Raw genomic sequence first — 19,838 nt, forward strand, 5'->3', positions numbered from 1 at the left:
GGGTCAGCCGGACGCCGCCTTCGGCTATCCGCGCCAATATCCCGTCGACGCAGCCCCCAGCTTCGCATTTCCCAGCACGGCACAAACTCGCCAGCCGGCGCCGGCGGGTCCGTCTGCATATCGTTTCCCAAGCCGGGACCGGGCCGAACGGCAGCCCTCTCACGGCGCCTATGTCGCAGCCGTTCAATCAGACACCACGCGTCGGACCGGCTTGTGGTGGCTGCAGTCTCGCGCCCCGGCTTCCGACAGCAGGTCCCATGCGGCGCCGGTCGCCCAGACACCGCCGGCACTGGACGGACAATTGCGAGCCCTGACCGCTGGGATCGAAGCGGTGCGGCATCACGCCGCCGCTCCGGCAGCCGCCGCAGGACAGGTGCAACAGACCCTGGATGACATCGTCGCACCATTGATGCGCGCGATCCCGTTCCGCACGATCGAGACTCTCGAAGGCGGCATCGCCACGCTGGTTCAGCGTATCGACGCAAGCCGAAAGTCGGGCGTCGAGCTCGACCGTCTCGCGCCGATCGAACAGGGATTGAGCGACGTTCGCGAGGTTCTGCACCATTTGAAGCCGCGCGAAAGTCTTACGGCGTTCCACACAGCGCTGCAGAACCTCACGCAGCGCCTCAGCCCGGAACAGGGTACCCGGCAGGTCTCGCCGAAACCCCAGATCGAAGCCGTCATCTCTTCCCTGAACGCCATTGCGCGGCTCGCCTCGTCGGCAGACACCTTGAATGCACTGTCTGAGGAAGTGCGCGGGCTTATCGCAAGGTGCGACCGTTTGGCGATTTCAGACAGTCCCCGTCGCGAACCTGCGAAGCCTGCGCCGACATCCGCGGAGACCCTGCCCGCTTCGATCGAACGCAGCCTGAAAGATATCAATCTCAGGCTGGATGCGTTGCAGAAGGAGGCTCCGGCACTCGCTGCTCCGGCTCATGAGCCAGGCATCACGGCCGGTGACAGAAGCGCGCAGGACGCGCTGGAGGAAGCCCACGACACGCTCTCGCGACTGGTCGGCCAGCTTGCACTCAATCTGAAAACACCGCGCGAGCCGCGGACTGCGCTCACGCGGCACGATCCCGTTCCGGATTACGCGAGCCCGACCGACGGACGTCATCCTGCAACGAGAAGCCTCCGTGGCGTCGCGAACGACTATGACCGCGACTTCCCGCAAGCCGGCCGTCATGACCACGCCTATTCAGATCTGGGCGGAGACGACGAGCCGCAGATGCAAAGGCGAGCGATCGTCATCCCGATCCGCCCGCTGATCTTCAGCCTGGTGGTGATCGCACTTGCAGCTGTGGCGGGCCGGGTTTCGATGCAACTGACCGATTTTTCGCTGCCGGAAATCTCGAAAGCCGGCGCATTGCAGGCTACGGTCGCCAAGACGTCCGTGGACCGGACGGACGCCGCCGAGCAGGAGGTCCCGGACCTGGCGCGATCGCAGGCTCCGGAAACGATCTCGCCGTCACCGGAACGGCAGGTTCAGCAAACCGCTTTGGCCGCCGGTGACAACGAGAATACCGGCGTGATCGGCCGGCCGGTCCCCGTCGCGGCCGGGGCGCGCGAAGCCGCGCGTGAACCCTCCCTGCCGTTGCCGGAGACTCTTCCGTCGCAACTTCGCGCCGAAGCAGCCAAAGGCAAGCCTGCAGCCGAATACGAAGTCGGCGTCAGACTCGTCGAAGGCAATTCCGCACCCGTGAATGCCGAGGAAGGTCTGCGCTGGCTCAGGCGTGCGGCAAAGTCAGGCATTATCCCCGCGCATCTGTGGATCGGAAGCCTGTACGAAAAAGGTCAGGGCGTGGACAAGGATCTTGCGCTGGCTCGCACGCACTACCTCGCCGCGGCCGAGAAAGGCAACGCCAAGGCAATGCACAATCTCGCCGTGCTCTACGCCGAAGGGATCGATGGCCGGCGCGACTACAAGACGGCGTCGCGCTGGTTCCAGCGTGCGGCTGAACGCGGCATTGCAGACAGTCAGTACAATCTGGCCGTTCTGCTGATGCGCGGCATTGGCATCGACCAGAGTCATCAGGAAGCCTACAAATGGTTCGCGCTGGCGGCAATTCAGGGCGACCGCGAGGCCGCACGACATCGCGATGAAATCGGCAGCAAGCTCGAACCGGCACTCCTGGCCAGCGCCCGAACCGCCGTTCAGCAGTTTACGCCGAAGGTGCAGCCGAAAGAGGCCGTTGTCGTCGCCACCCCCCCGGGTGGATGGGACCACACGACGGGCGACGCTGGCGCAGGACGCAAATCACGATCCGGAATTCTCGCACGCGGCGCATCCTGACGCGGACTGATCCCGGAGCCTGCGAGCGCAGACACCGCCACGCTCGGCGCGCGCGTCTGAACAACACCGGCAACAGCGGATGCTTCAGTAGCTCATAGCAGGCTGCGTTCACACGACCGCGGTCTGTCGGCACGACAAACCAGCCGCGCCGCTCGGCACGCTTCATCGAGATGACGTGAAGCCGAAAGCAAGAATTAGTGCGCTGCGCGCAGTCTCGGCAAGTCGGGGTTAATACGAAAACGCGCGTCGGTCAGTATTTCGGACCGACAAACGGCCGTCCCCAGTCGAAAATGTAATTGACCCCGAGCCTGCCGGTGCTGAATCCGAGATCGGCGTTGATGCCGCCCGGAACCGTTCCGGCCAGATAATTTTCGGCGCCGAATCCGGTGTAGAGATATTCGACTTTCATCGTCCAGCTGCGCGACAGCGCCCACTCGAAGCCCGCCCCGGCGACAAAGCCGATATGGCTGTTGTTCGATGTCGCGTAACCGCTCAGTTGTTGCCAGTTGACGTAATATCCGAGCTCGCTGTGCGCCCAGGCCAGGCCGCCGGTGCCGTAAATCATCGCGCGGTCGATGGCGTAGCCAATCCTCGCGCGCGCGGTGCCGAAGTAATTGACCTTGCTGTATGCGCTGGCGAACGTATTGACGGTGATGCGGTCGACGTCGCGCTCGATATTGCCGAAAGCGGAATCGACTTCGATACCGAACACCCAGGGCGATCGGCCATTCTGCCAGTTGAAGCCGATCTGCCCGCCGGCGAACCAGCCATCGATGTCCGTGCCGCGAGGATTTATGTCGAACGTGCCCCAGCTATAGCCGCCCTGGCCGCCGACATAGATGCCGGTCCAGTTGTACAGGGAGGCTGCCGGCGCGGGCACGATATAGCCCTGGGGGACATCCGCCGCCCGCGCGCTTCCGGCAAGGCCCAGTGATGCGACCATCGCACCGACGACGGCAGGAACGACTCGTTGCATCTTCGGCCCCCGAAATCCGGCCGCACGTCGAGCCCAAGGGCACGCCGCGACCCACCGTCGATGAGCAGCGGCTTCCCGGCCTGCCGGTGCAGTTATGCTTAATGAATGGATAACCGCGTATGGTTTACGGAACGTAAACTCGCGTATCCGCGGCTGCGCGACCCGCTGGGCAAAGCCGCCAAAACGGCGATACGGCACGCGATTTGCGCGCTTTTCCGTGCCAAAAAGCGAGGCATTGCCGCGCGGGCGTGGCTTAGGCTATGTAGGCCCCCGAAGCACCCGTAGCTCAGCTGGATAGAGCGTTGCCCTCCGAAGGCAAAGGTCACACGTTCGAATCGTGTCGGGTGCGCCACTGAAAATGTCAGCTCTCTCCGGTCCGCACCTGCAATGGCGGGGCCTGGCCGGCGTCGATTTCGGGAACCTGCGACAATCGCTGGACCCGCTATTCTGGACGAGCGCCGCCGCCCCTATCTCCGGCCCACCGCAACGCGAGAGGCAGGCTGAAATGAAGCTCCCCGACGCCAACCACCCCATCACCATCGAGCCGGCCGGCCATCGGATACGCATTACACATGGCGGCCGGGTGATTGCGGATTCGCGCCGTGCGCTGGCGCTCCGGGAAGCCGCCTACCCGGTCGTTCACTACATTCCCCGTGCGGATGTCGACATGAGCGCGCTGTCGCGCACCGATCACACAACGCATTGTCCCTACAAGGGTGACGCAGCCTATTATTCGATCGCGGTCGATGGCCGCATGTCCGCCAACGCGATCTGGACCTACGAAGCGCCATTCGACGCGGTGCGTGACATAGCCGGCCATTTGGCCTTCTATTCCAGCCGGGTGGACGCGATCGAGCTGATCCCGGCCGCCGAATGAGCCGGGAGCGCGGCCGTTAACCGTGCCGGCCGGCGGCCGACGTGCCCGGCAAGTTCCGGAAGCAATCGGCGCAGCGGTCCCCTATAGTTCCCGGAGCTGAACGAGTGACGAGGGATTGCCGCTGCGGGCGGCGACATTGATGGCGCCGACATTCGCAACCGCAATCCTTGCGCCGGTCGCAGCCTTGGCGATTGCGACCGGCATTGCCGGTCCTGCATCTGCGCAGGCGCAGTTTGACGCGCGCTACACGCTAACCATGGCCGGGATCGCGATCGGGAAACTGACCTGGCGCGCCCAGCTCGCCCCTTCCGACTATACCACCTCGGCCAAGGGCGGGGTCAGCGGCTTCCTCAGTCTCCTTGTCAAGGGCGAAGGCACCGTCATGGCCAGGGGACGGATCAAGGACGGGCAACCGGAATCTGTCAGCTTCGTCTCCGACGTCGTGCGCGAGGACGAGAAGGTCAATGTGCAGATCACCTTCGATGGCGCGAGGGTGCGCGACCTCAAGGTCGAGGAGCCGCCGCTCGAGTCCGATCGGGTCCCGATAGCGCCGTCGCACAAGATCGGCGTCATCGACCCATTGTCGGCTTTTCTGATTCCGGGTACCGAGCCGGGCCCAGCCGACGCGCTTTCGCGCCAGGCATGCGAGCGAACGCTGTCGATGTTCGACGGGCGCCGCCGCTACGATCTCGCGCTGTCATTCAAGCGAACCGACATGATCAAGGGCGAGGGCGGCCGGCAGAAGGCCGCGCTGGTCTGCGCCATCAAGTTCACGCCGATGTCCGGTCATCGATCATCGAGCCAATTGATCAAGTTCCTGTCGGAAGGCCGCGACATCGAGGTGTGGCTCGTTCCCGTCACCGGCACGCGCATTCTCGCCCCGATCCGCTTTTCGGTCGCGAGCCTGATCGGCAACATGGTGCTTCAGGCCGATCAGTTCGAAACGACGGCCTACGCCGCATCCGGCAAATAGCCGTCCAATTGCCCGCGCGGCGCAAACGCAGCCGCCACCGTCAATGCATGCGCGGCGTCTTCAGAAACCTGCTGCGGTCTGCCGACTTGACGATGATGTCGACAGTGCGTTGCTCGCGCGAGAGCGTCAGCGGCACGTCGACTCCCGCAGCTCCGATCGCCCAGATTCTCCGGAACAGATCGGCGAGGCTCGCCACCTTCGTCCCGCCGACCGCAAGCACGATGTCGCCCGTCTCGACCTTCGCACGCTGCGCGGGACCGCGGCCGGCCAGTCCCATCACCACCAGTTTCTCGTCGGAATCGGCAACATACATTCCAAGCCACGGACGTGGCGGTTCGTTTCTTGCGCCGTAGGTGAGCATGTCGTCGAGCACCGGCTTCAGCAGATTGATCGGGACGACCATGTTGATGTCGCTGCCCGTGCTGCCCTCGAGCTGTAGCGATCCGATGCCCAGCAGCTGTCCGGTTTCGCCGATCAGCGCCGTCCCGCCCCAATTCGGGTGCGACGGCGCGGTGAAAATCGCCTCGTCCAGCACGTATTCCCAATAGCCGGCGAATTCCTGCTTGCCGACCACCCGCGCCGCGACCGACCGCTTGCGGCCGCCGGCACCACCAAGGACCACCCGGTCGCCAAGCGCGACGGTGGCTGAGTCTCCTAGCGGCAGAGCCGGCAGATCAACACGCCCCAGCGCCTGGACCAGCCCAAATCCGCTCACGGCGTCGAAGCCAATGACCGTCCCCGGAACGGCGCGGCCGTCGGCGAGATGCAGCCAGATCTGCTCTGCCTCCGTAATCAGATAGCCAATGGTGAGGATCAGTCCACTGTCGCGGATCAGCACACCGTGTCCGGCCCGCTCTGTGCCCAAGGTGTCCGCCGTGAATGCATCCGGAGGCATGGTCGCGCGCAGGCCGACCACCGATTGCAGGGCGCGATCGAGGTCGTAAGCATAATCGTCGGGTCTGGGCTGCACGGCCGCGGCAATTTTCCAGTCGCTTATCGATGGCATTCGCCATTTTCCCTTTTGCGCCTACGTTGGCGGTCCGTAAGAGCAGGCCACCCCCGGAGATGCCAGTGACCCTTGCCGAACAGATCGAATCTCTGCTGCAGGACCGTTTCGGTGAGAAGGTGCCGGTCGATCCATCCTGGCCCGGCCTCGATCGCGTCGAACCAATCGTCAAACATCGCGTCCTGCGGCGTTATTCCGCACAACCTTTGGATGAGGCGATGGTTCGCCTGATTTGTGCCTGCGCGCTGTCCGCGCCCTCGAAAAGCGACCTCCAGCAGCGCGACATCGTGGTGGTCGAAGACCCGGACATCCGGCGCGACATCGCGGCCCTGATCCCGGACATGCCGTGGGTCGGCACCGCCCCGGCCTTCCTGGTCTTCCTGGCCAACGGGCGCCGTCTTCCGGCAATCGCGGAACTGCGCGGGAAACCGTTTCCGAACAATCACTTCGACCTTGTCTTCAATGCCGCCAGCGACGCCGCGATCGCATTGGCGACGGCCGTCACCGCGGCGGAAGCGATGGGTCTCGGTACCTGCCCGATCAGCGTCATCCGCGACCACGCGGCGCGGATCAGCGAACTGCTCGCCCTGCCGGAACGGGTGATCCCGTTTGCCGGACTTTGCCTCGGCTGGCCCTCGGACCAGGGACGGATGTCGCCGCGGCTGCCGCTGACCATGACCGTCCACCGCGACCGGTTCGGCGACCATGACTTCGCGACCGAGGTCGGGGCCTATGACCGGCGCAGGGAAAAGGCAGCGCCCTATCGCGAGCAACGCGACAGCGGGATCTGGGGTCAGGCGCCGGAATACGGGTGGTCGGAGGAGAAAGCCCGCCATTATGCGCAGCCGCAGCGCCAGGATTTCGGCGCCTATGTCAGGAACCGCGGCTTCTCGACCGAATAAACGAACGGATCACAAATTCGTTGCTTCATGGCGGCCTTTACCACGCCTTCATGCTGCCTAATCTATCTAGCATAGGCTAACGACAGTTCGAGACGGACGGGGGACTTAAGCGGCATGCGGCGTCTGGTTTTATTGTCATCGCTCGCGACACTTGGCGTCGCTATCGCAGAGCCGGTATGGGCGCAATATTCCTATCCGCCCGGTGGGTATCGCGGCGGCGAGCGGAACGGCGTGATCACGCTCGACGACGACGACGATGATGATGGACGCCTGCCGCCCCCGGGAATAGCGACGCAGCGTCCCTACGATCCCTCGATCAGCAGCCAGCAGCTGCCCCCGGCCAACGATCGTGAGCGCGGCGCCTATCCCTACGATTTGCATCCGCGCGTGTCGGCGCCGGCCGGAACTTTGCCGCCGCCGCCGGATCGAAATTATGCGAGCCCTGCTCCGGGATATGGACCGGCTTATCGCGAAGCGCCGGCCGCCTACTCCCCGCCACCGGCCGGTTACGGCGCTCAACCCCCGGTCGCTTATGGTGCCCAGCCTCCGGCAGCCTATGGCGCGCAGCCGCCTGTAGCCTATGGCGCACAACAGCCGCCGGCCGTTTACGGTGCTCCGCAAGGAACCTACGCGCCGCCGGCAGCCGGACCGTCTTCGGGTCCGAACGACCCGCGCTACGGCGCGCCCCGTCCGCCGATGGGAATTGAATCGGGCCGCTCCGGCTATCCTGGCACCACCGGATCGATTCCGCCGGCGGTGATCGCGGCATTGCCGCCGGAGGACCAGCCGGAAGTCGGCAAGCCGAAGGAACTGCCGCCGCAATTCCGGCGACAGGTCGTCGACTATCAGACCAAGGAACCGGCCGGCACGATCATCATCGATACGCCCAGCACCTTCCTCTATTACGTGAACGGCGATGGCACTGCGATCCGCTACGGAATCGGAGTTGGACGCGATGGCTTCACCTGGGCCGGAACCGAGAAGGTCACCCGCATGGCGGAATGGCCTGACTGGCATCCGCCCTCGGAAATGATCGAACGCCAGCCCTACCTGCCGCGTTTCATGGCCGGCGGCGAAAGCAATCCGATGGGGGCACGCGCGCTCTATCTCGGCAAGACGATCTACCGCGTGCATGGCACCAACCAGCCGTCGACGATCGGCCAGTTCGTATCCTCGGGCTGCATTCGCATGCTGAATGAGGACGTCATGGACCTCTATTCGCGGGTCAAGGTCGGCACCAAGGTCGTGGTGCGCGGCGACGGCAAGGGTCCGCGCGCACCGGGCAGCACTGCGGCTCGCTGAGCCGCGCTTCGTCGCGCCGATAAGCCGATCGGGGAATTCGCGGGATCCAATGTTCCCGCGAGTTCTCAAGCTTTTATACCGACCGTCCCCGACATTCTTTTGTCCCAATATTTGCATGACGGCCCCGCACGAATCAGAAAGGATTCGTCGATGAGGTCGGCGGTCCGTCGGCCTTTACAGCTATCACGACCATGATGCGGCGCTGTTGCGCCAGCCTTCTTAGCTCTGGTGTCGTGCGTGCTGCGCCCGGTTCGGGCGAACCATCGGTTTATGGCTGCCGGATTCGCAAATGCTTCCCGATCTTCGGATCGTCATCGCTGCCGTGATATCGACCTTCGTACTGACGGTGGGCGTCGGCTTCTACGCGTCATCGCGGCTGATCAGCGAACCCAAGAAGAGCACCGACTCGATCGCCGCCCTTGACGCGACACCGGTCAACCGGATCGCTTTGAGCTGGCCTGCACCGACACGACAGCCGGAACCCCTGGCGCTTGATTTCGCGGTCACGGCGAAAGCCCTGCGCAACCCGGTTCGCGACGTGACGCATGACTTCCCCGTAGCGGAGAAGCCATCGGAACCGGAACCGGCGCCGGTTCGGACCTCAGCCATCGATGCGGCAAAAACACCGGTCGAGAGAGCGGCGACGTCATCGCCGACAGCCGCGCCATTGAGCTCCGCGTTGCCGCAGGCCGTAACGCCACAAGTCGTAGCGCCACAAGCCGCACCGGCGGAGACCGCAACACCGCAGTCCGCACCGCCGGAGGCAGCAAAGCCGGAATCCGGACCGCCAGCGCCGGCCGCAGCCATTGCCGTGACCGAAGTGCCGAAACCCGCGCCCGAGCCGGATATCCGCGTCGCGGTCCAGTATCCGCCGATCTTGGAACTTCCGCCTGAATTGCGGGCTCCGGTCGTGTCCGCCGCACCGGCCATAACCGCCGCCGCGCCCCCCTCGGAGGCGCCGGCCACCACCGGCTCGATTGCCGAACAGGGCGCGAAAGCCGACGACGAAGCCGATGTGCGGCCAGGCAAGGAGCCGGAGACCAAGCTCGCAAGCCGGCCGGAGCCGGACGATTCAGTCGGTTCGACCTGGCAGTCGATCGAGACCGTTCCGGTCCCGAAAGCTGCGCCGGGGCTGAAACGAGCCAAGGCCGCTCCGAAAAAAAAGGCCGCAGCCCCGAAGAAAGTCGTGAGACGGCCGGTCCGGCGCGCCGCTCCGCCCGCCCAACCGGCCGCGCCGAATTTCTTCAATATGTTCACGCTGCAGCAGCCGCCGCGCTGACCGGCGCCAAGCGGATAGGCATAGCGGGCATAACTGGCGTTTCGGCTGATCCGGCTTACATCGGCTGATCAGCCAGGTACGGTCCGCCGCATGATCCCACTCTCGATACTCGATCTCTCTCCCGTCCCCGCAGGCGGCTCCGCCGCGCAGTCGTTGCGCGACTCCATCGATCTCGCGCGCCACGCCGACACCCTCGGCTATCGGCGCTATTGGCTCGCGGAGCATCACAATCTTGCAAATATCGCGAGTTCCGCCCCCGACATCATGATCGGCCAGATTGCCGCGGCAACGCGCAACATGCGCGTCGGCTCGGGCGGCGTGATGCTGCCGAACCATGCGCCGCTCGCCGTTGCGGAGCGCTTCAAGGTGCTGGAAGCGCTGTTTCCCGGCCGGATCGACCTCGGCCTCGGCCGCGCGCCCGGAACCGACCACGTCACCTCGATCGCATTGCGACGGCGGCAGGACATTCGCGACGAAGACGACTTTCTCGACCGCTTCCAGGAATTGCTGCTGCTGGAAAACAAGGGCTACCCGAAAGATCACCCGTTCAGCAACGTGCAGGCGATGCCGAACGATGTCGCGCTGCCGCCGATCTTCCTGCTCGGGTCAAGTGACTACAGCGCGCAGCTTGCAGCCCAGATCGGCGCCGGCTTTTCCTTCGCGCATCATTTTGCCGGACACGATGCAGCCGATGCGATGCGGCTCTATCGCGACAGGTTCAAGCCGTCGCAATTTCTGAAAGAGCCGCTGGCAATCCTTGCCACCGCAGCAGTCGTTGCCGAGACAGCGGAGGAAGCCGAGCGGCTTGCATCCACCATCGACCTGAATTTCGTGCGCCGCGCCAAGGGCACCTACGCTCCGCTGGAAAGTCCGGAAGTGGCGCTGGCTTACGATTATTCGCCGATCGACCGCGAACGCATCGCGCAAAATCGCGAACGGCTCGCGGTCGGCACACCGGCGATGGTGAAGGCGCGGCTCGATGCCCTCGCCGCAGCAACGCAGGCAGACGAGATCATGATCACGACCATGGTCTTCGACTACCAGGCCCGCAAACGATCCTATTCGTTGCTGGCGGAGGCGTTTTCTCTCCTGGCATCGCGTGCTAAGCCGCAACCGCAGCCGGCCACGGCTGGTTGAGTGATCGCACGAGAGACTTTGGAAGATTAGACCTTTGGGGAGATCAGACTTGGGCAAGCATGTTTCGCTCACCACCACCGATCAACATACACTCGGCGCCTACCGTGCCGATCCTGCGGGCAAGCCGAAGGGTGCGATGGTGGTCGTGCAGGAAATCTTCGGCGTCAACAGCCACATCCGCAATGTCTGCGACCGTCTCGCCGCGGAAGGTTATGTCGCGGTGGCACCCGCGGTGTTCGATCGCTTCGTGCGCGATTTCCAGTCGGGCTATACGCCCGACGAGGTCGCGCATGCGCGGACCCACATCGCCAAGGTCGACTGGTCGAAGTTTCTGCTCGATATCCAGGCCGGCATCGACGAGGTGAAGTCGGTCGGACCGGTGGGAGTGATCGGCTTCTGCCTCGGCGGCAGCGCGGCATTCCTGGCCGCGACGCGGCTCGACGGCATCAAGGCAGCAGTCGCCTATTACGGCGGACAGATCGTGAAATACGCCGACGAGAAGCCGAAATGCCCGGTGCAGATGCATTTCGGCGAGACCGACGCCAGCATCCCGATGGCGGATGTCGAGATCGTCAAGCAGAAGCGGCCCGATTGCGAGATCTACGTTTATCCGGCCGGGCACGGCTTCTATTGCGATGAACGCGCAAGCTTCCATGACGACAGTGCGAAGCTCGCATGGCAGCGGACCACCGCTTTTCTTGACAAGCATATGAAATAGCGTCGCGCGAGATCGCGCCACCGGACATGCATATGGCGCGCCGGATGTGGCGCGCCATTCGCTTATCAAAAAATTGAACATGCCCGACGCAGCCGATTGCGATTCGGATGCGATCTGTTATCCCGTTCACGGTTCCATCCCGTTCGATCAAAGGATTGCGCGATGCCGTCGAACACCTTTCTCCGCCTGATTCAGTCTTGCGTTTGCGTTTCGGCGACCATGTTTGCTGCCTCGTCCGTCTCCGCCCAGACGCCACCGAACCTCGTCGGCACCTGGAAGGGCAAAGCCGAGGCGGTCATCATCGGCGCCAACCCCTATCGTGTTGCCGAGACCCCCGGGCCCAATTTCGGTGGCCCGATGGAATTTACCTATGTCGTCAAGCAGCAGCAGGGCACCCGCTTCTCCGGCGAGTTGTCGGCCAAGGTCAGCGAAACGGTCATCGGCACGCTGCGTCCGCCGGAATTCCGCAGCGGCATCATGCTCGACAATGACGGCGAATACGACTTCACGCTGCGCGATCCGAAGACCATGGACGTTTGCTACCGGCACACCAACATGACCAGCAAGGCTGTCGCATGCTGGACCATGGAGAAGCAGCCGTAATATCGAGCGGTGAGCAGCCCGCATGTCGCGGTCGCGACATGCGGGACCACCCGTCCAGGATTTTTGCGAAACGCTCGACCCGGCGACGCGTTCGAGACTGTCAGATCAGAACCAGCGCTCGCGCACGGTGATGGTGTCGCCGGGCCGCATCGGGAAATCCGCGGGCACGCGGGTGCGCATCACTTCGCCGTTGAAATTGCGCGCGACCAGGATGTCACTCTTGCTCGCGCGCGGTGCGAATCCGCCGGCGATGGCGACGGCGGCCTCCACGGTCATGTTGGGAACGTACGGATATTGCCCGGGCGCATTGACCTCGCCGAGGATGAAGAACGGGCGATAGACCTCGACCTCGACCGAGACATGCGGATTGCGGATATAGCCCGAGCGCAGCCGGCTCGAGATCGCAGCGGCGACCTGGCTGGTGGTCAATCCACGCACCGGTACCGACCCGATCAGGGTCATCGAGATATTTCCGGACGCGTCGACGATGTAGGAATTCGTCAGGCCTTCCTGGCCGAACACCTGCACCCGTAGCCGGTCACCGGCATCGAGCTGATACGGGGCGTCATAGCCGGTCAGTCCGGCCGGAGCATAGGGCCCACCCGCCGCCACCAGGACCGGTGCGGGCGCCTGGACCTGCACCACCGCCGGCTCGCCCTCGACTGCGACCGGGGCAACCGCAACCTGATTGTGCACGCAGGCGGGTAGCGCCAGCGCGACAAGCAATACGGGCAGGCGAAGCGTGGCCTTGGGCCGCATAAGGAGGATCCGGGCAGTAAATTCCAGCCCAATTAACCCCCTGTATGGTTAACAAAGCCTCACCAAGCCCGGGTTAGTGGCTATCAGCCTCCGGGGCTGGGCTCTTGCGCTTGGCATAGGCGCCGTCTTCCAGCGGGATGGATTTGACGGCGATCCGGTCCGAGATCGCCGCGATCAGCATCGAGCCGAGGAACACGACGTGGATGCCGGCCATCCAGGCCAATTTCTTGTCGTCATAGGTGCCGACATTCATGAACGCCTTCAGCAACTGGATTGCCGAGATCGCGACGATCGACGACAGCAGCTTCATCTTCAGGCCGCCGAAATCGACCTTGGCCATCCATTGCGGCAGGTCGTGATGTTCGACGTCGAATTTTGAGACGAAATTTTCGTAGCCCGAGAAAACAACGATCAGGATCAGATTCGCCACCAGCACGATATCGATCAGAGCCAGAACACCGAGGATCACCTCCGCCTCGGTCAGGGTGCCGGCCTTCAACGCGAAGTGGGCCAATTCGCGCAGGAAATGCACCAGCAATACGACCAGCCCGATCACGAGGCCGATATAGAACGGGGCCAGCAGCCAGCGGCTGCGAAACAGCATCGCCTCGAAGAACTGCTCAAGCCGGCGCATCGATAATGTCCCCAAGCAACGTGACCCGGGCACCAGCTACAGAGGCGGTGCAAAGGCAGGAAAACCAACCGCGCATTCAAAGAGCGGCGGGTTGACCCGCCGCCCTTCACGCTCGCACGACCGCGATAACTAGGCCGCGACGCCGGTGCCGATCGGACAGCTCACACCGGTGCCGCCGAGCCCGCAATAGCCGGACGGATTTTTCGCCAGATATTGCTGGTGATAGTCCTCGGCAAAGAAGAATTCCGGCGCGTCGACGATTTCGGTCGTGATCGCACCGTAGCGCTTGTCTGCGAGCGCCTTGGCATACATCGCCTTCGACTCTTCAGCCGCTTTGCGCTGGGCCTCGTCGAAGACATAGATCCCGGATCGATATTGCGTTCCGATATCGTTGCCCTGACGCATCCCCTGGGTGGGGTCGTGATTTTCCCAGAAGGTCTTCAGCAGCTTCTCGTAGGAAATTTTCTTCGGGTCGAAGACCACCAGCACCACCTCGTTATGCCCGGTGCGTCCCGAACACACCTCTTCGTAGGTCGGGTTCGGGGTGGGACCGCCGGCATAGCCGACCGCGGTGACGAAGATGCCGTCGCCCAGCTCCCAGAACTTTCGCTCGGCGCCCCAGAAACAGCCGAAGCCGAACAACGCCATCTGCGCGCCCTCCGGATAGGGGCCCTTCAGCGGGTTGCCGTTGACGTAATGGGTGCGGGCGGTCGGGATGGGCGTAGCGCGGCCGGGCAGCGCTTCGGCCTTGCTCGGGATGGTCAGAGACTTCTTGAACGTGAACATCGGGGGGTCTCCTTCATTCTGCTCCCCAATATAAGGGCGGCGGCGCCGTTCCGCAGGCCCCTCCCGGATCACGACCTGCACCGGGACCTGACGTATCGGGACCTGGCGTATCGGGATCTGGCGTGTCGGGACGCAACGTCACGTCATCTTCCCCTCGCTTCGCCGACGCCCTATGCTGGCGGACTGAATCAGGTCGTGTGAGAGGCAAATCATGAGGTTCAACGCCGTCGCGCTCGGGCTTGCCGTGTCCCTGCTCGCGAGCCCGCTCTCCGCCCAGACCGGAACGCCCCCGCCCTATGGTGCGCCGATCCCGCTGGAAGCGGCGAAGAAGGTCGTTGCCGCAGCCGAGGCAGAGGCAGTCCGCAACAACTGGCAGGTGGCGATCGCGGTCATCGACAGCGGCGGGCACCTCGTCATGATGCAGAAGCTCGACAATACGCAGCTGGTCTCGATCCGGGTGGCCGAGGCCAAGGCGAAGTCGGCCCTCGGATTCCGGCTGCCGACCAAGCTGCTGGAGGACGCCGTTGCGGCCGGCGGCGCCGGCTCGCGGCTCTTGGCGGTGCAGGATATCGCGCCGTTCGAGGGCGGCTTCCCGATCATCGAGGACGGCAAGATCATCGGCGCCATCGGGGTCGCCGGCGTTCTCTCCGCCCAGGATGCGCAGATCGCAAAAGCCGGGCTTGCCGCGATCGGCAATCCGAGCCGCTAGCGACAGGCGCGGTTTCGGGCAGGAGCGATCAGCGCGCGTAGCCGATCAGGGGCTTGCGCTTGCGGCCCAGGAGGATGAGAACGGCCCCGATCACGCCGAAAATGAGCCAGGACGGCTGGTCGAGCACGGTCGTAATCACCGGATTCCACACCACCGCCGGCAGGCTGGCCTGCACGTTGGCCTCAGCCGATTGCAGGCTCGCGGCGTGGACATCGGTCCAGAGCTGCCCGAGCTTGTAGATATAGATGCGGCTGTCGGCGATCGACTTCGCACCGTCGTACATCAGGAGAATAAAGCCGGCGGCGAGAAAGATCACGCCGATCAATCGCAACAGAGAACGGATCATTTTGGGGTCCCAGGCATCCGAAGACGGTCGGCGCGGACGGCCCAGTCGATACCTCCCCGCGCCGTTCGGTTCAACCGCTATGGTCGCGTCAATTAAGCATCCGGTTCATCCTTGAGCATCGTGGGCAGGTTCCGCTAACGTCCGGCGAGGCGGGGTCCGCCCAAAAATTTGTTCTGAGTCCAGGGAGTTGTAATGCCCGCCACGCCTCCGGGCCGTTCAAAACGGCCTCATTTCACCGATCAGGAAGCTCTTCTGTTCCATTCCGAGGGCCGCCCCGGAAAGCTGGAAGTCATTGCCACCAAGCCGATGGCGACCCAGCGCGACCTGTCGCTGGCCTATTCGCCGGGCGTCGCGATCCCGGTGCTGGCCATCGCCGAGGACGAAAGCCGGGCCTACGACTACACCACCAAGGGCAATTTCGTCGCCGTCATCACCAACGGAACCGCGATTCTCGGCCTCGGCAATCGGGGCGCGCTGGCAGCCAAGCCCGTCATGGAAGGCAAGGCAGTGCTGTTCAAGCGCTTTGCCGATGTCGATTCGATCGATCTCGAGGTCTCGACCGAGGATCCGGACGAATTCATCAATTGCGTGAAGCTGCTCGGCAAGGGCTGGGGCGGCATCAATCTCGAAGACATCAAGGCGCCGGAATGCTTCATCATCGAGCAAAAGCTGCGCGAATTGCTCGACATCCCGGTCTTCCATGACGACCAGCACGGCACGGCGATCATCGCCGCCGCGGGCCTGATCAACGCCCTGCACCTGACCGGCCGCGACGTGGCCACCACCAAGCTCGTCTGCAATGGCGCCGGCGCCGCCGGTATTGCCTGCCTCGAACTCCTGCAGGCAATCGGCTTCCCACGCGACAACCTGATCCTGTGCGACACCAAGGGCGTGATCTACCAGGGCCGCACCGACGGCATGAACCAATGGAAATCGGCGCATGCGGCGCAGACCAAGGCCCGCACGCTGGCAGAGGCGCTGGTCGGAGCCGACGTGTTCTTCGGCCTGTCGGCCAAGGGCGCAGTGACCAAGGACATGGTCAAGTCGATGGCGGACAAGCCGATCATCTTTGCCATGGCCAATCCCGATCCCGAGATCACCGCCGAGGAAGTGGCTGAAGTGCGCGACGACGCCATCATGGCGACGGGCCGATCCGACTATCCGAACCAGATCAACAACGTGCTCGGCTTCCCCTACATTTTCCGGGGTGCACTCGACGTCCGCGCCACCACCATCAATATGGAAATGAAGATTGCGGCCGCGCATGCACTTGCGGAACTCGCGCGCGAGGACGTGCCCGACGAAGTGGCCGCAGCCTATGGCGCGCGGCCCAGATTCGGGCCGGATTACATCATTCCAGTGCCGTTCGACCCGCGGCTGATCTCGTTCGTGCCGCCGGCCATCGCCAAGGCAGCGATGGATACCGGCGTCGCGCGCAAGCCGATCGTCGACATGGACGCCTACCGGCAGCAATTGCGGACCCGGCGCGATCCGGTCGCGGGCGTGCTGCAGCGAGTCTATGACCGGCTTCGCCGCTCGCCGAAGCGCGTTGTCTTTGCCGAAGGCGAAGAGGAGCAGGTGATCCGCGGCGCCGCCAGCTTCGTGCATCAGGGACTCGGCACCGCCCTCCTGGTGGGGCGCGAGGATCGTATCCGCGAAGCGGCGGCTGATCTCGGCGTCGAGCTCGGCAACAATATCCAGCTCGTCAACGCCGCGCTGTCGCGGCGCAATGCCGATTACGCGAGCTATCTCTACGAACGCCTGCAGCGCAAAGGCTATCTGGTCCGCGATTGCCAGCGGCTGGTGAATACCGACCGCAATCATTTCGCCGCCTGCATGGTCGCGCTTGGCGACGCCGACGCGATGGTGACCGGCGTCACCCGCAATTTCTCGGTCGCGCTGGAAGACATCCGCCGCTGCATCGACCCGAAACCGGGGCACCGCGTCATCGGCGTTTCGCTGGTGCTGGCGCCGCGCGGCCGCACGGTGATCGTCGCCGATACCGCCGTCACCGAAATGCCGAATGCGAGCGATCTCGCCGACATCGCGGTGGAGGTTGCAGGTGTGGCGCGCCGGTTGGGATACGAGCCGCGCCTCGCGCTGCTCGCCTATTCCACCTTCGGGCATCCTCCGGGCGAGCGCGCGGCGCATGTGCAGGAAGCGGTGCGTCTGCTCGATCAGCGGCGTGTCGATTTCGAGTATGACGGCGAAATGGCCGCCGACGTCGCGATCAATCCGGAATTGCAGACCGCCTATCCGTTTTGCCGCCTGACCGGCCCCGCCAACGTTCTGGTGATGCCCGCGTTTCACTCCGCTTCGATCTCGACCAAGCTGTTGCAGGAGCTTGGCGGCTCGACCGTGATCGGGCCAATCCTGGTCGGCCTCGACCGGCCGGTTCAGATCGTGCAACTCGGAGCCAAGGACACCAACCTCGTCAACATGGCGGCGCTGGCGGCCTATAACGTCAGCGGGTAAGGAAGCGCGTCGCGAGCAGTCGAAAGCCTTCTTCGCTGTTCGCTACTCCCTATTCGTATTTGCCGGGAAACAAGAATGACCACCAGAACCCTGCGCGGCGTGATCGCCGCGATCGCAACCACCATCGACAAGAACGGCACGCCCGACCAGGCGCGCGCACTGAAGCTCGCGCGTTTCCTGCTCGACAATGGCTGCGACGGACTGAATGTGCTCGGCACCACCGGCGAGGCGACGTCGTTCTCGCGCGAGGAGCGCATGGGCCTGATGAGCGCCTATCGCGACAACGGCTTGCCGATGCAGCGGCTGATGGTCGGCACCGGCGCCGCGGCCGTCTCCGACGCGATTGCGCTGACGCGGCACGCCGCAGGGCTTGGCTTTGCCGGCGCGCTGGTCCTGCCGCCGTTTTACTACAAGGGCGTGCCGGATGACGGGCTCGTCGCCTATATCGACGCGATTGTGGCCGCGACCGCCGATAACCCGATCCCGCTCTATCTCTACCACTTCCCCGCCCAATCCGGCCTGCCGTGGCATGTCGGCCTGATCCGGCGCCTGCTCGATGCCCATCCCGGCCGCATCGTCGGCCTGAAGGACTCGTCCGGCGACATGGCCTATGCCCGCGAGGCGGCGAAGATCGAGGCCGGCTTCGACGTGTTTCCATCGACTGAAGCGGCGCTGCTGGAGGCGCGGTCCGGGGTCTTCGCCGGCTGCATTTCCGCTACGGCCAATTGCAACGCCGATCTGTGTCAGCGGGCCTGGACATCGGGTGACGTCGCGGCCTCGGAACAGGCGGTGACGATCCGGAACCTGTTCAACGGCAAGCCGCTCGTCTCCGGGATCAAGGCCCTGCTGGCCCATATCCATGGCGATCCGGCCCTGGCAGCCATGAAACCGCCGCTGGCGGAGCCTTCCGCTGCCGACCGGAACGCGATTATCGCCGGATATGAGGCCGCCCGGGCCCGGAAAGTGGCCTAAAAGCCGTTTTCGGGCCGTTTTCGTTCGTTGACGAAAACCGGTCCCGCGACTATAACCCGGCCAAACGAGGCGGCGGCTATCCGCCGCCTTTTAGTTTTCCGAAATCACCCGTCCGGTCGCGCCCAGGCATTCGCTCGGACCCATGTTACAGAGGGCCCCATGGCCAATACGAAATCGGCGAAGAAGAAGACGCGCGTGATCGCACGCCGCACCGCCATCAACCAGCATCGCCGGTCGATGATGCGCGGATTTATTCGCAAGGTCGAAGAGGCGATCGCCGGCGGCGACCGCAACGCCGCGCTCGAGGCGCTGAAGGCGGCGGAGCCGCAGATCATGCGTGCGAGCCAGAAGGGCATCGTTCACAAGAAGACCGCAAGCCGGAAGGTGTCGCGTCTGACGGTTCGCGTTGCGAAGCTCGCCTCGTAAAGCGTAACGGCCTTCGTCGGCCCTCGCTTTCTTTTATGTTTAAAAGACCCGGCAGTGCCGGGTCTTTTCATTTTCGGACCGACAGAGACCCGGCGCGAGCCGGGTCTTGTCGTTTGCAGGCCCTTGCAGAGCGCCCGCGGATCGTTTTGAATCACAGGTGTCGCCCGCGTGTCACACATCCAGCGCCTGCGCACCGCAAAATCCGCCGCCGCGACTTTTCAGAGCGTGCATTGGTTTGAAAACTGAGCACGAAAAGCGCCGGTAAAATAAAGATTTAGGTCCATAGCGCAGCAGGGACTTTCAATTCGGCATTCGACTGCCATCGCGACGCTGCCGGTTCGACGGTTGAATCACCCTGCAAAAGCGGTGCGAACCCGAAAAAGCATGCGGCGATTCAAGACGTTGCAGTGACAGACGCATGAAAAGGGCCGTCGTTACTGCGAAATCGCGATCTCGCGACGCTGTGTCCGAGACAAACTCGTTGCAGTTTGGGGGCGCGCGTGTATCTTCAAAACACCGCCGCGCACTGCAGCGGCGGCCTTCAATAATCGGTCTGTTTTGAAACTCAGTAAGATGAGGATGGGTGAGCTGTGTCTGAATTTCTCATCATCTTGATCTTGGCAAGGGCGACTGCGGACTCGACGGACTAGAAGATCTAATTCACT

General features: G+C 63.8%; 19 protein-coding genes and 1 tRNA gene. 14 read left to right on the top strand and 6 right to left on the bottom strand.

The features are described from left to right. Positions 1-301 precede the first annotated feature (301 nt). On the top strand, positions 302-2,293 hold the full coding sequence (locus AC5I5I_RS02455; RefSeq protein WP_495969526.1) for a tetratricopeptide repeat protein: 1,992 nt from the start codon (positions 302-304) through the stop codon (positions 2,291-2,293). Between the two features lie 250 nt (positions 2,294-2,543). Here the strand turns inward: AC5I5I_RS02455 and AC5I5I_RS02460 are convergent, their stop codons facing one another. Next, positions 2,544-3,269 (bottom strand): outer membrane protein, encoded by a 726-nt coding sequence (locus tag AC5I5I_RS02460; RefSeq protein ID WP_495969527.1) that lies wholly within the window; start codon positions 3,267-3,269, stop codon positions 2,544-2,546. A 275-nt stretch (positions 3,270-3,544) separates the two neighbouring features. Here AC5I5I_RS02460 and AC5I5I_RS02465 point away from each other — a divergent pair. The 3 genes from AC5I5I_RS02465 to AC5I5I_RS02475 all read left to right on the top strand — a co-directional run bounded on the left by AC5I5I_RS02465 (position 3,545) and on the right by AC5I5I_RS02475 (position 5,119). Continuing rightward, a tRNA-Arg gene (locus tag AC5I5I_RS02465) sits at positions 3,545-3,621 on the top strand. 153 nt (positions 3,622-3,774) lie between these two features. Further along, the gene (locus AC5I5I_RS02470; RefSeq protein ID WP_495969528.1) at positions 3,775-4,146 is read left to right on the top strand and encodes a DUF427 domain-containing protein; all 372 of its coding nucleotides are present in this window, start codon (positions 3,775-3,777) and stop codon (positions 4,144-4,146) included. A gap of 139 nt (positions 4,147-4,285) precedes the next feature. Further along, on the top strand, positions 4,286-5,119 hold the full coding sequence (locus AC5I5I_RS02475) for a DUF3108 domain-containing protein (protein ID WP_495969529.1): 834 nt from the start codon (positions 4,286-4,288) through the stop codon (positions 5,117-5,119). 40 nt (positions 5,120-5,159) lie between these two features. Here AC5I5I_RS02475 and AC5I5I_RS02480 read toward each other — a convergent pair whose 3' ends face one another. Continuing rightward, positions 5,160-6,125 (bottom strand): S1C family serine protease, encoded by a 966-nt coding sequence (locus tag AC5I5I_RS02480; RefSeq protein WP_495969530.1) that lies wholly within the window; start codon positions 6,123-6,125, stop codon positions 5,160-5,162. A 65-nt stretch (positions 6,126-6,190) separates the two neighbouring features. On the opposite strand from AC5I5I_RS02480, the gene AC5I5I_RS02485 reads away from it, so the two are divergent. The 6 genes from AC5I5I_RS02485 to AC5I5I_RS02510 all read left to right on the top strand — a co-directional run bounded on the left by AC5I5I_RS02485 (position 6,191) and on the right by AC5I5I_RS02510 (position 12,066). Further along, positions 6,191-7,027, top strand: a complete 837-nt coding sequence (locus AC5I5I_RS02485) for a nitroreductase family protein (RefSeq protein WP_495969531.1) — start codon at positions 6,191-6,193, stop codon at positions 7,025-7,027. 114 nt (positions 7,028-7,141) lie between these two features. Then, positions 7,142-8,329: a L,D-transpeptidase gene (locus AC5I5I_RS02490; protein ID WP_495969532.1), complete on the top strand. Its 1,188-nt coding sequence runs from the start codon at positions 7,142-7,144 to the stop codon at positions 8,327-8,329. Between the two features lie 289 nt (positions 8,330-8,618). Further along, on the top strand, positions 8,619-9,608 hold the full coding sequence (locus AC5I5I_RS02495; RefSeq protein ID WP_495969533.1) for a hypothetical protein: 990 nt from the start codon (positions 8,619-8,621) through the stop codon (positions 9,606-9,608). A 90-nt stretch (positions 9,609-9,698) separates the two neighbouring features. Further along, the gene (locus tag AC5I5I_RS02500) at positions 9,699-10,745 is read left to right on the top strand and encodes an LLM class flavin-dependent oxidoreductase (protein WP_495969534.1); all 1,047 of its coding nucleotides are present in this window, start codon (positions 9,699-9,701) and stop codon (positions 10,743-10,745) included. Between the two features lie 49 nt (positions 10,746-10,794). After that, on the top strand, positions 10,795-11,463 hold the full coding sequence (locus AC5I5I_RS02505) for a dienelactone hydrolase family protein (RefSeq protein WP_495969535.1): 669 nt from the start codon (positions 10,795-10,797) through the stop codon (positions 11,461-11,463). Between the two features lie 162 nt (positions 11,464-11,625). Further along, positions 11,626-12,066 carry a hypothetical protein gene (locus AC5I5I_RS02510; protein ID WP_495969536.1) on the top strand — a complete coding sequence of 147 codons (441 nt, stop codon included), beginning with the start codon at positions 11,626-11,628 and terminating at the stop codon, positions 12,064-12,066. A 105-nt stretch (positions 12,067-12,171) separates the two neighbouring features. Here AC5I5I_RS02510 and AC5I5I_RS02515 read toward each other — a convergent pair whose 3' ends face one another. From AC5I5I_RS02515 to msrA, 3 genes are all read right to left on the bottom strand, one after another. Further along, positions 12,172-12,825 (bottom strand): polysaccharide biosynthesis/export family protein, encoded by a 654-nt coding sequence (locus AC5I5I_RS02515; protein ID WP_495969537.1) that lies wholly within the window; start codon positions 12,823-12,825, stop codon positions 12,172-12,174. Positions 12,826-12,898: 73 nt separating this feature from the next. Further along, positions 12,899-13,459: a TIGR00645 family protein gene (locus tag AC5I5I_RS02520; RefSeq protein WP_495969538.1), complete on the bottom strand. Its 561-nt coding sequence runs from the start codon at positions 13,457-13,459 to the stop codon at positions 12,899-12,901. A 129-nt stretch (positions 13,460-13,588) separates the two neighbouring features. Continuing rightward, the gene (msrA, locus tag AC5I5I_RS02525; RefSeq protein ID WP_495969539.1) at positions 13,589-14,245 is read right to left on the bottom strand and encodes a peptide-methionine (S)-S-oxide reductase MsrA; all 657 of its coding nucleotides are present in this window, start codon (positions 14,243-14,245) and stop codon (positions 13,589-13,591) included. A 211-nt stretch (positions 14,246-14,456) separates the two neighbouring features. Here msrA and AC5I5I_RS02530 point away from each other — a divergent pair, with 211 nt between their 5' ends. After that, positions 14,457-14,954: a GlcG/HbpS family heme-binding protein gene (locus AC5I5I_RS02530; RefSeq protein ID WP_495969540.1), complete on the top strand. Its 498-nt coding sequence runs from the start codon at positions 14,457-14,459 to the stop codon at positions 14,952-14,954. A 28-nt stretch (positions 14,955-14,982) separates the two neighbouring features. Here AC5I5I_RS02530 and AC5I5I_RS02535 read toward each other — a convergent pair whose 3' ends face one another. Then, complete coding sequence (locus AC5I5I_RS02535; RefSeq protein ID WP_495969541.1) at positions 14,983-15,300, bottom strand: hypothetical protein; 318 nt, start codon at positions 15,298-15,300, stop codon at positions 14,983-14,985. Positions 15,301-15,492: 192 nt separating this feature from the next. Here AC5I5I_RS02535 and AC5I5I_RS02540 point away from each other — a divergent pair, with 192 nt between their 5' ends. The 3 genes from AC5I5I_RS02540 (at position 15,493) to rpsT (ending at position 19,173) form a co-directional block, all read left to right on the top strand. Further along, positions 15,493-17,775: an NADP-dependent malic enzyme gene (locus AC5I5I_RS02540; RefSeq protein ID WP_495969542.1), complete on the top strand. Its 2,283-nt coding sequence runs from the start codon at positions 15,493-15,495 to the stop codon at positions 17,773-17,775. A gap of 75 nt (positions 17,776-17,850) precedes the next feature. Continuing rightward, positions 17,851-18,747: a dihydrodipicolinate synthase family protein gene (locus AC5I5I_RS02545; RefSeq protein ID WP_495969543.1), complete on the top strand. Its 897-nt coding sequence runs from the start codon at positions 17,851-17,853 to the stop codon at positions 18,745-18,747. A 159-nt stretch (positions 18,748-18,906) separates the two neighbouring features. Next, positions 18,907-19,173: a 30S ribosomal protein S20 gene (gene rpsT, locus AC5I5I_RS02550; RefSeq protein WP_495969544.1), complete on the top strand. Its 267-nt coding sequence runs from the start codon at positions 18,907-18,909 to the stop codon at positions 19,171-19,173. Positions 19,174-19,838: the final 665 nt, after the last annotated feature.

Source organism: Pseudorhodoplanes sp. (assembly GCF_059499825.1).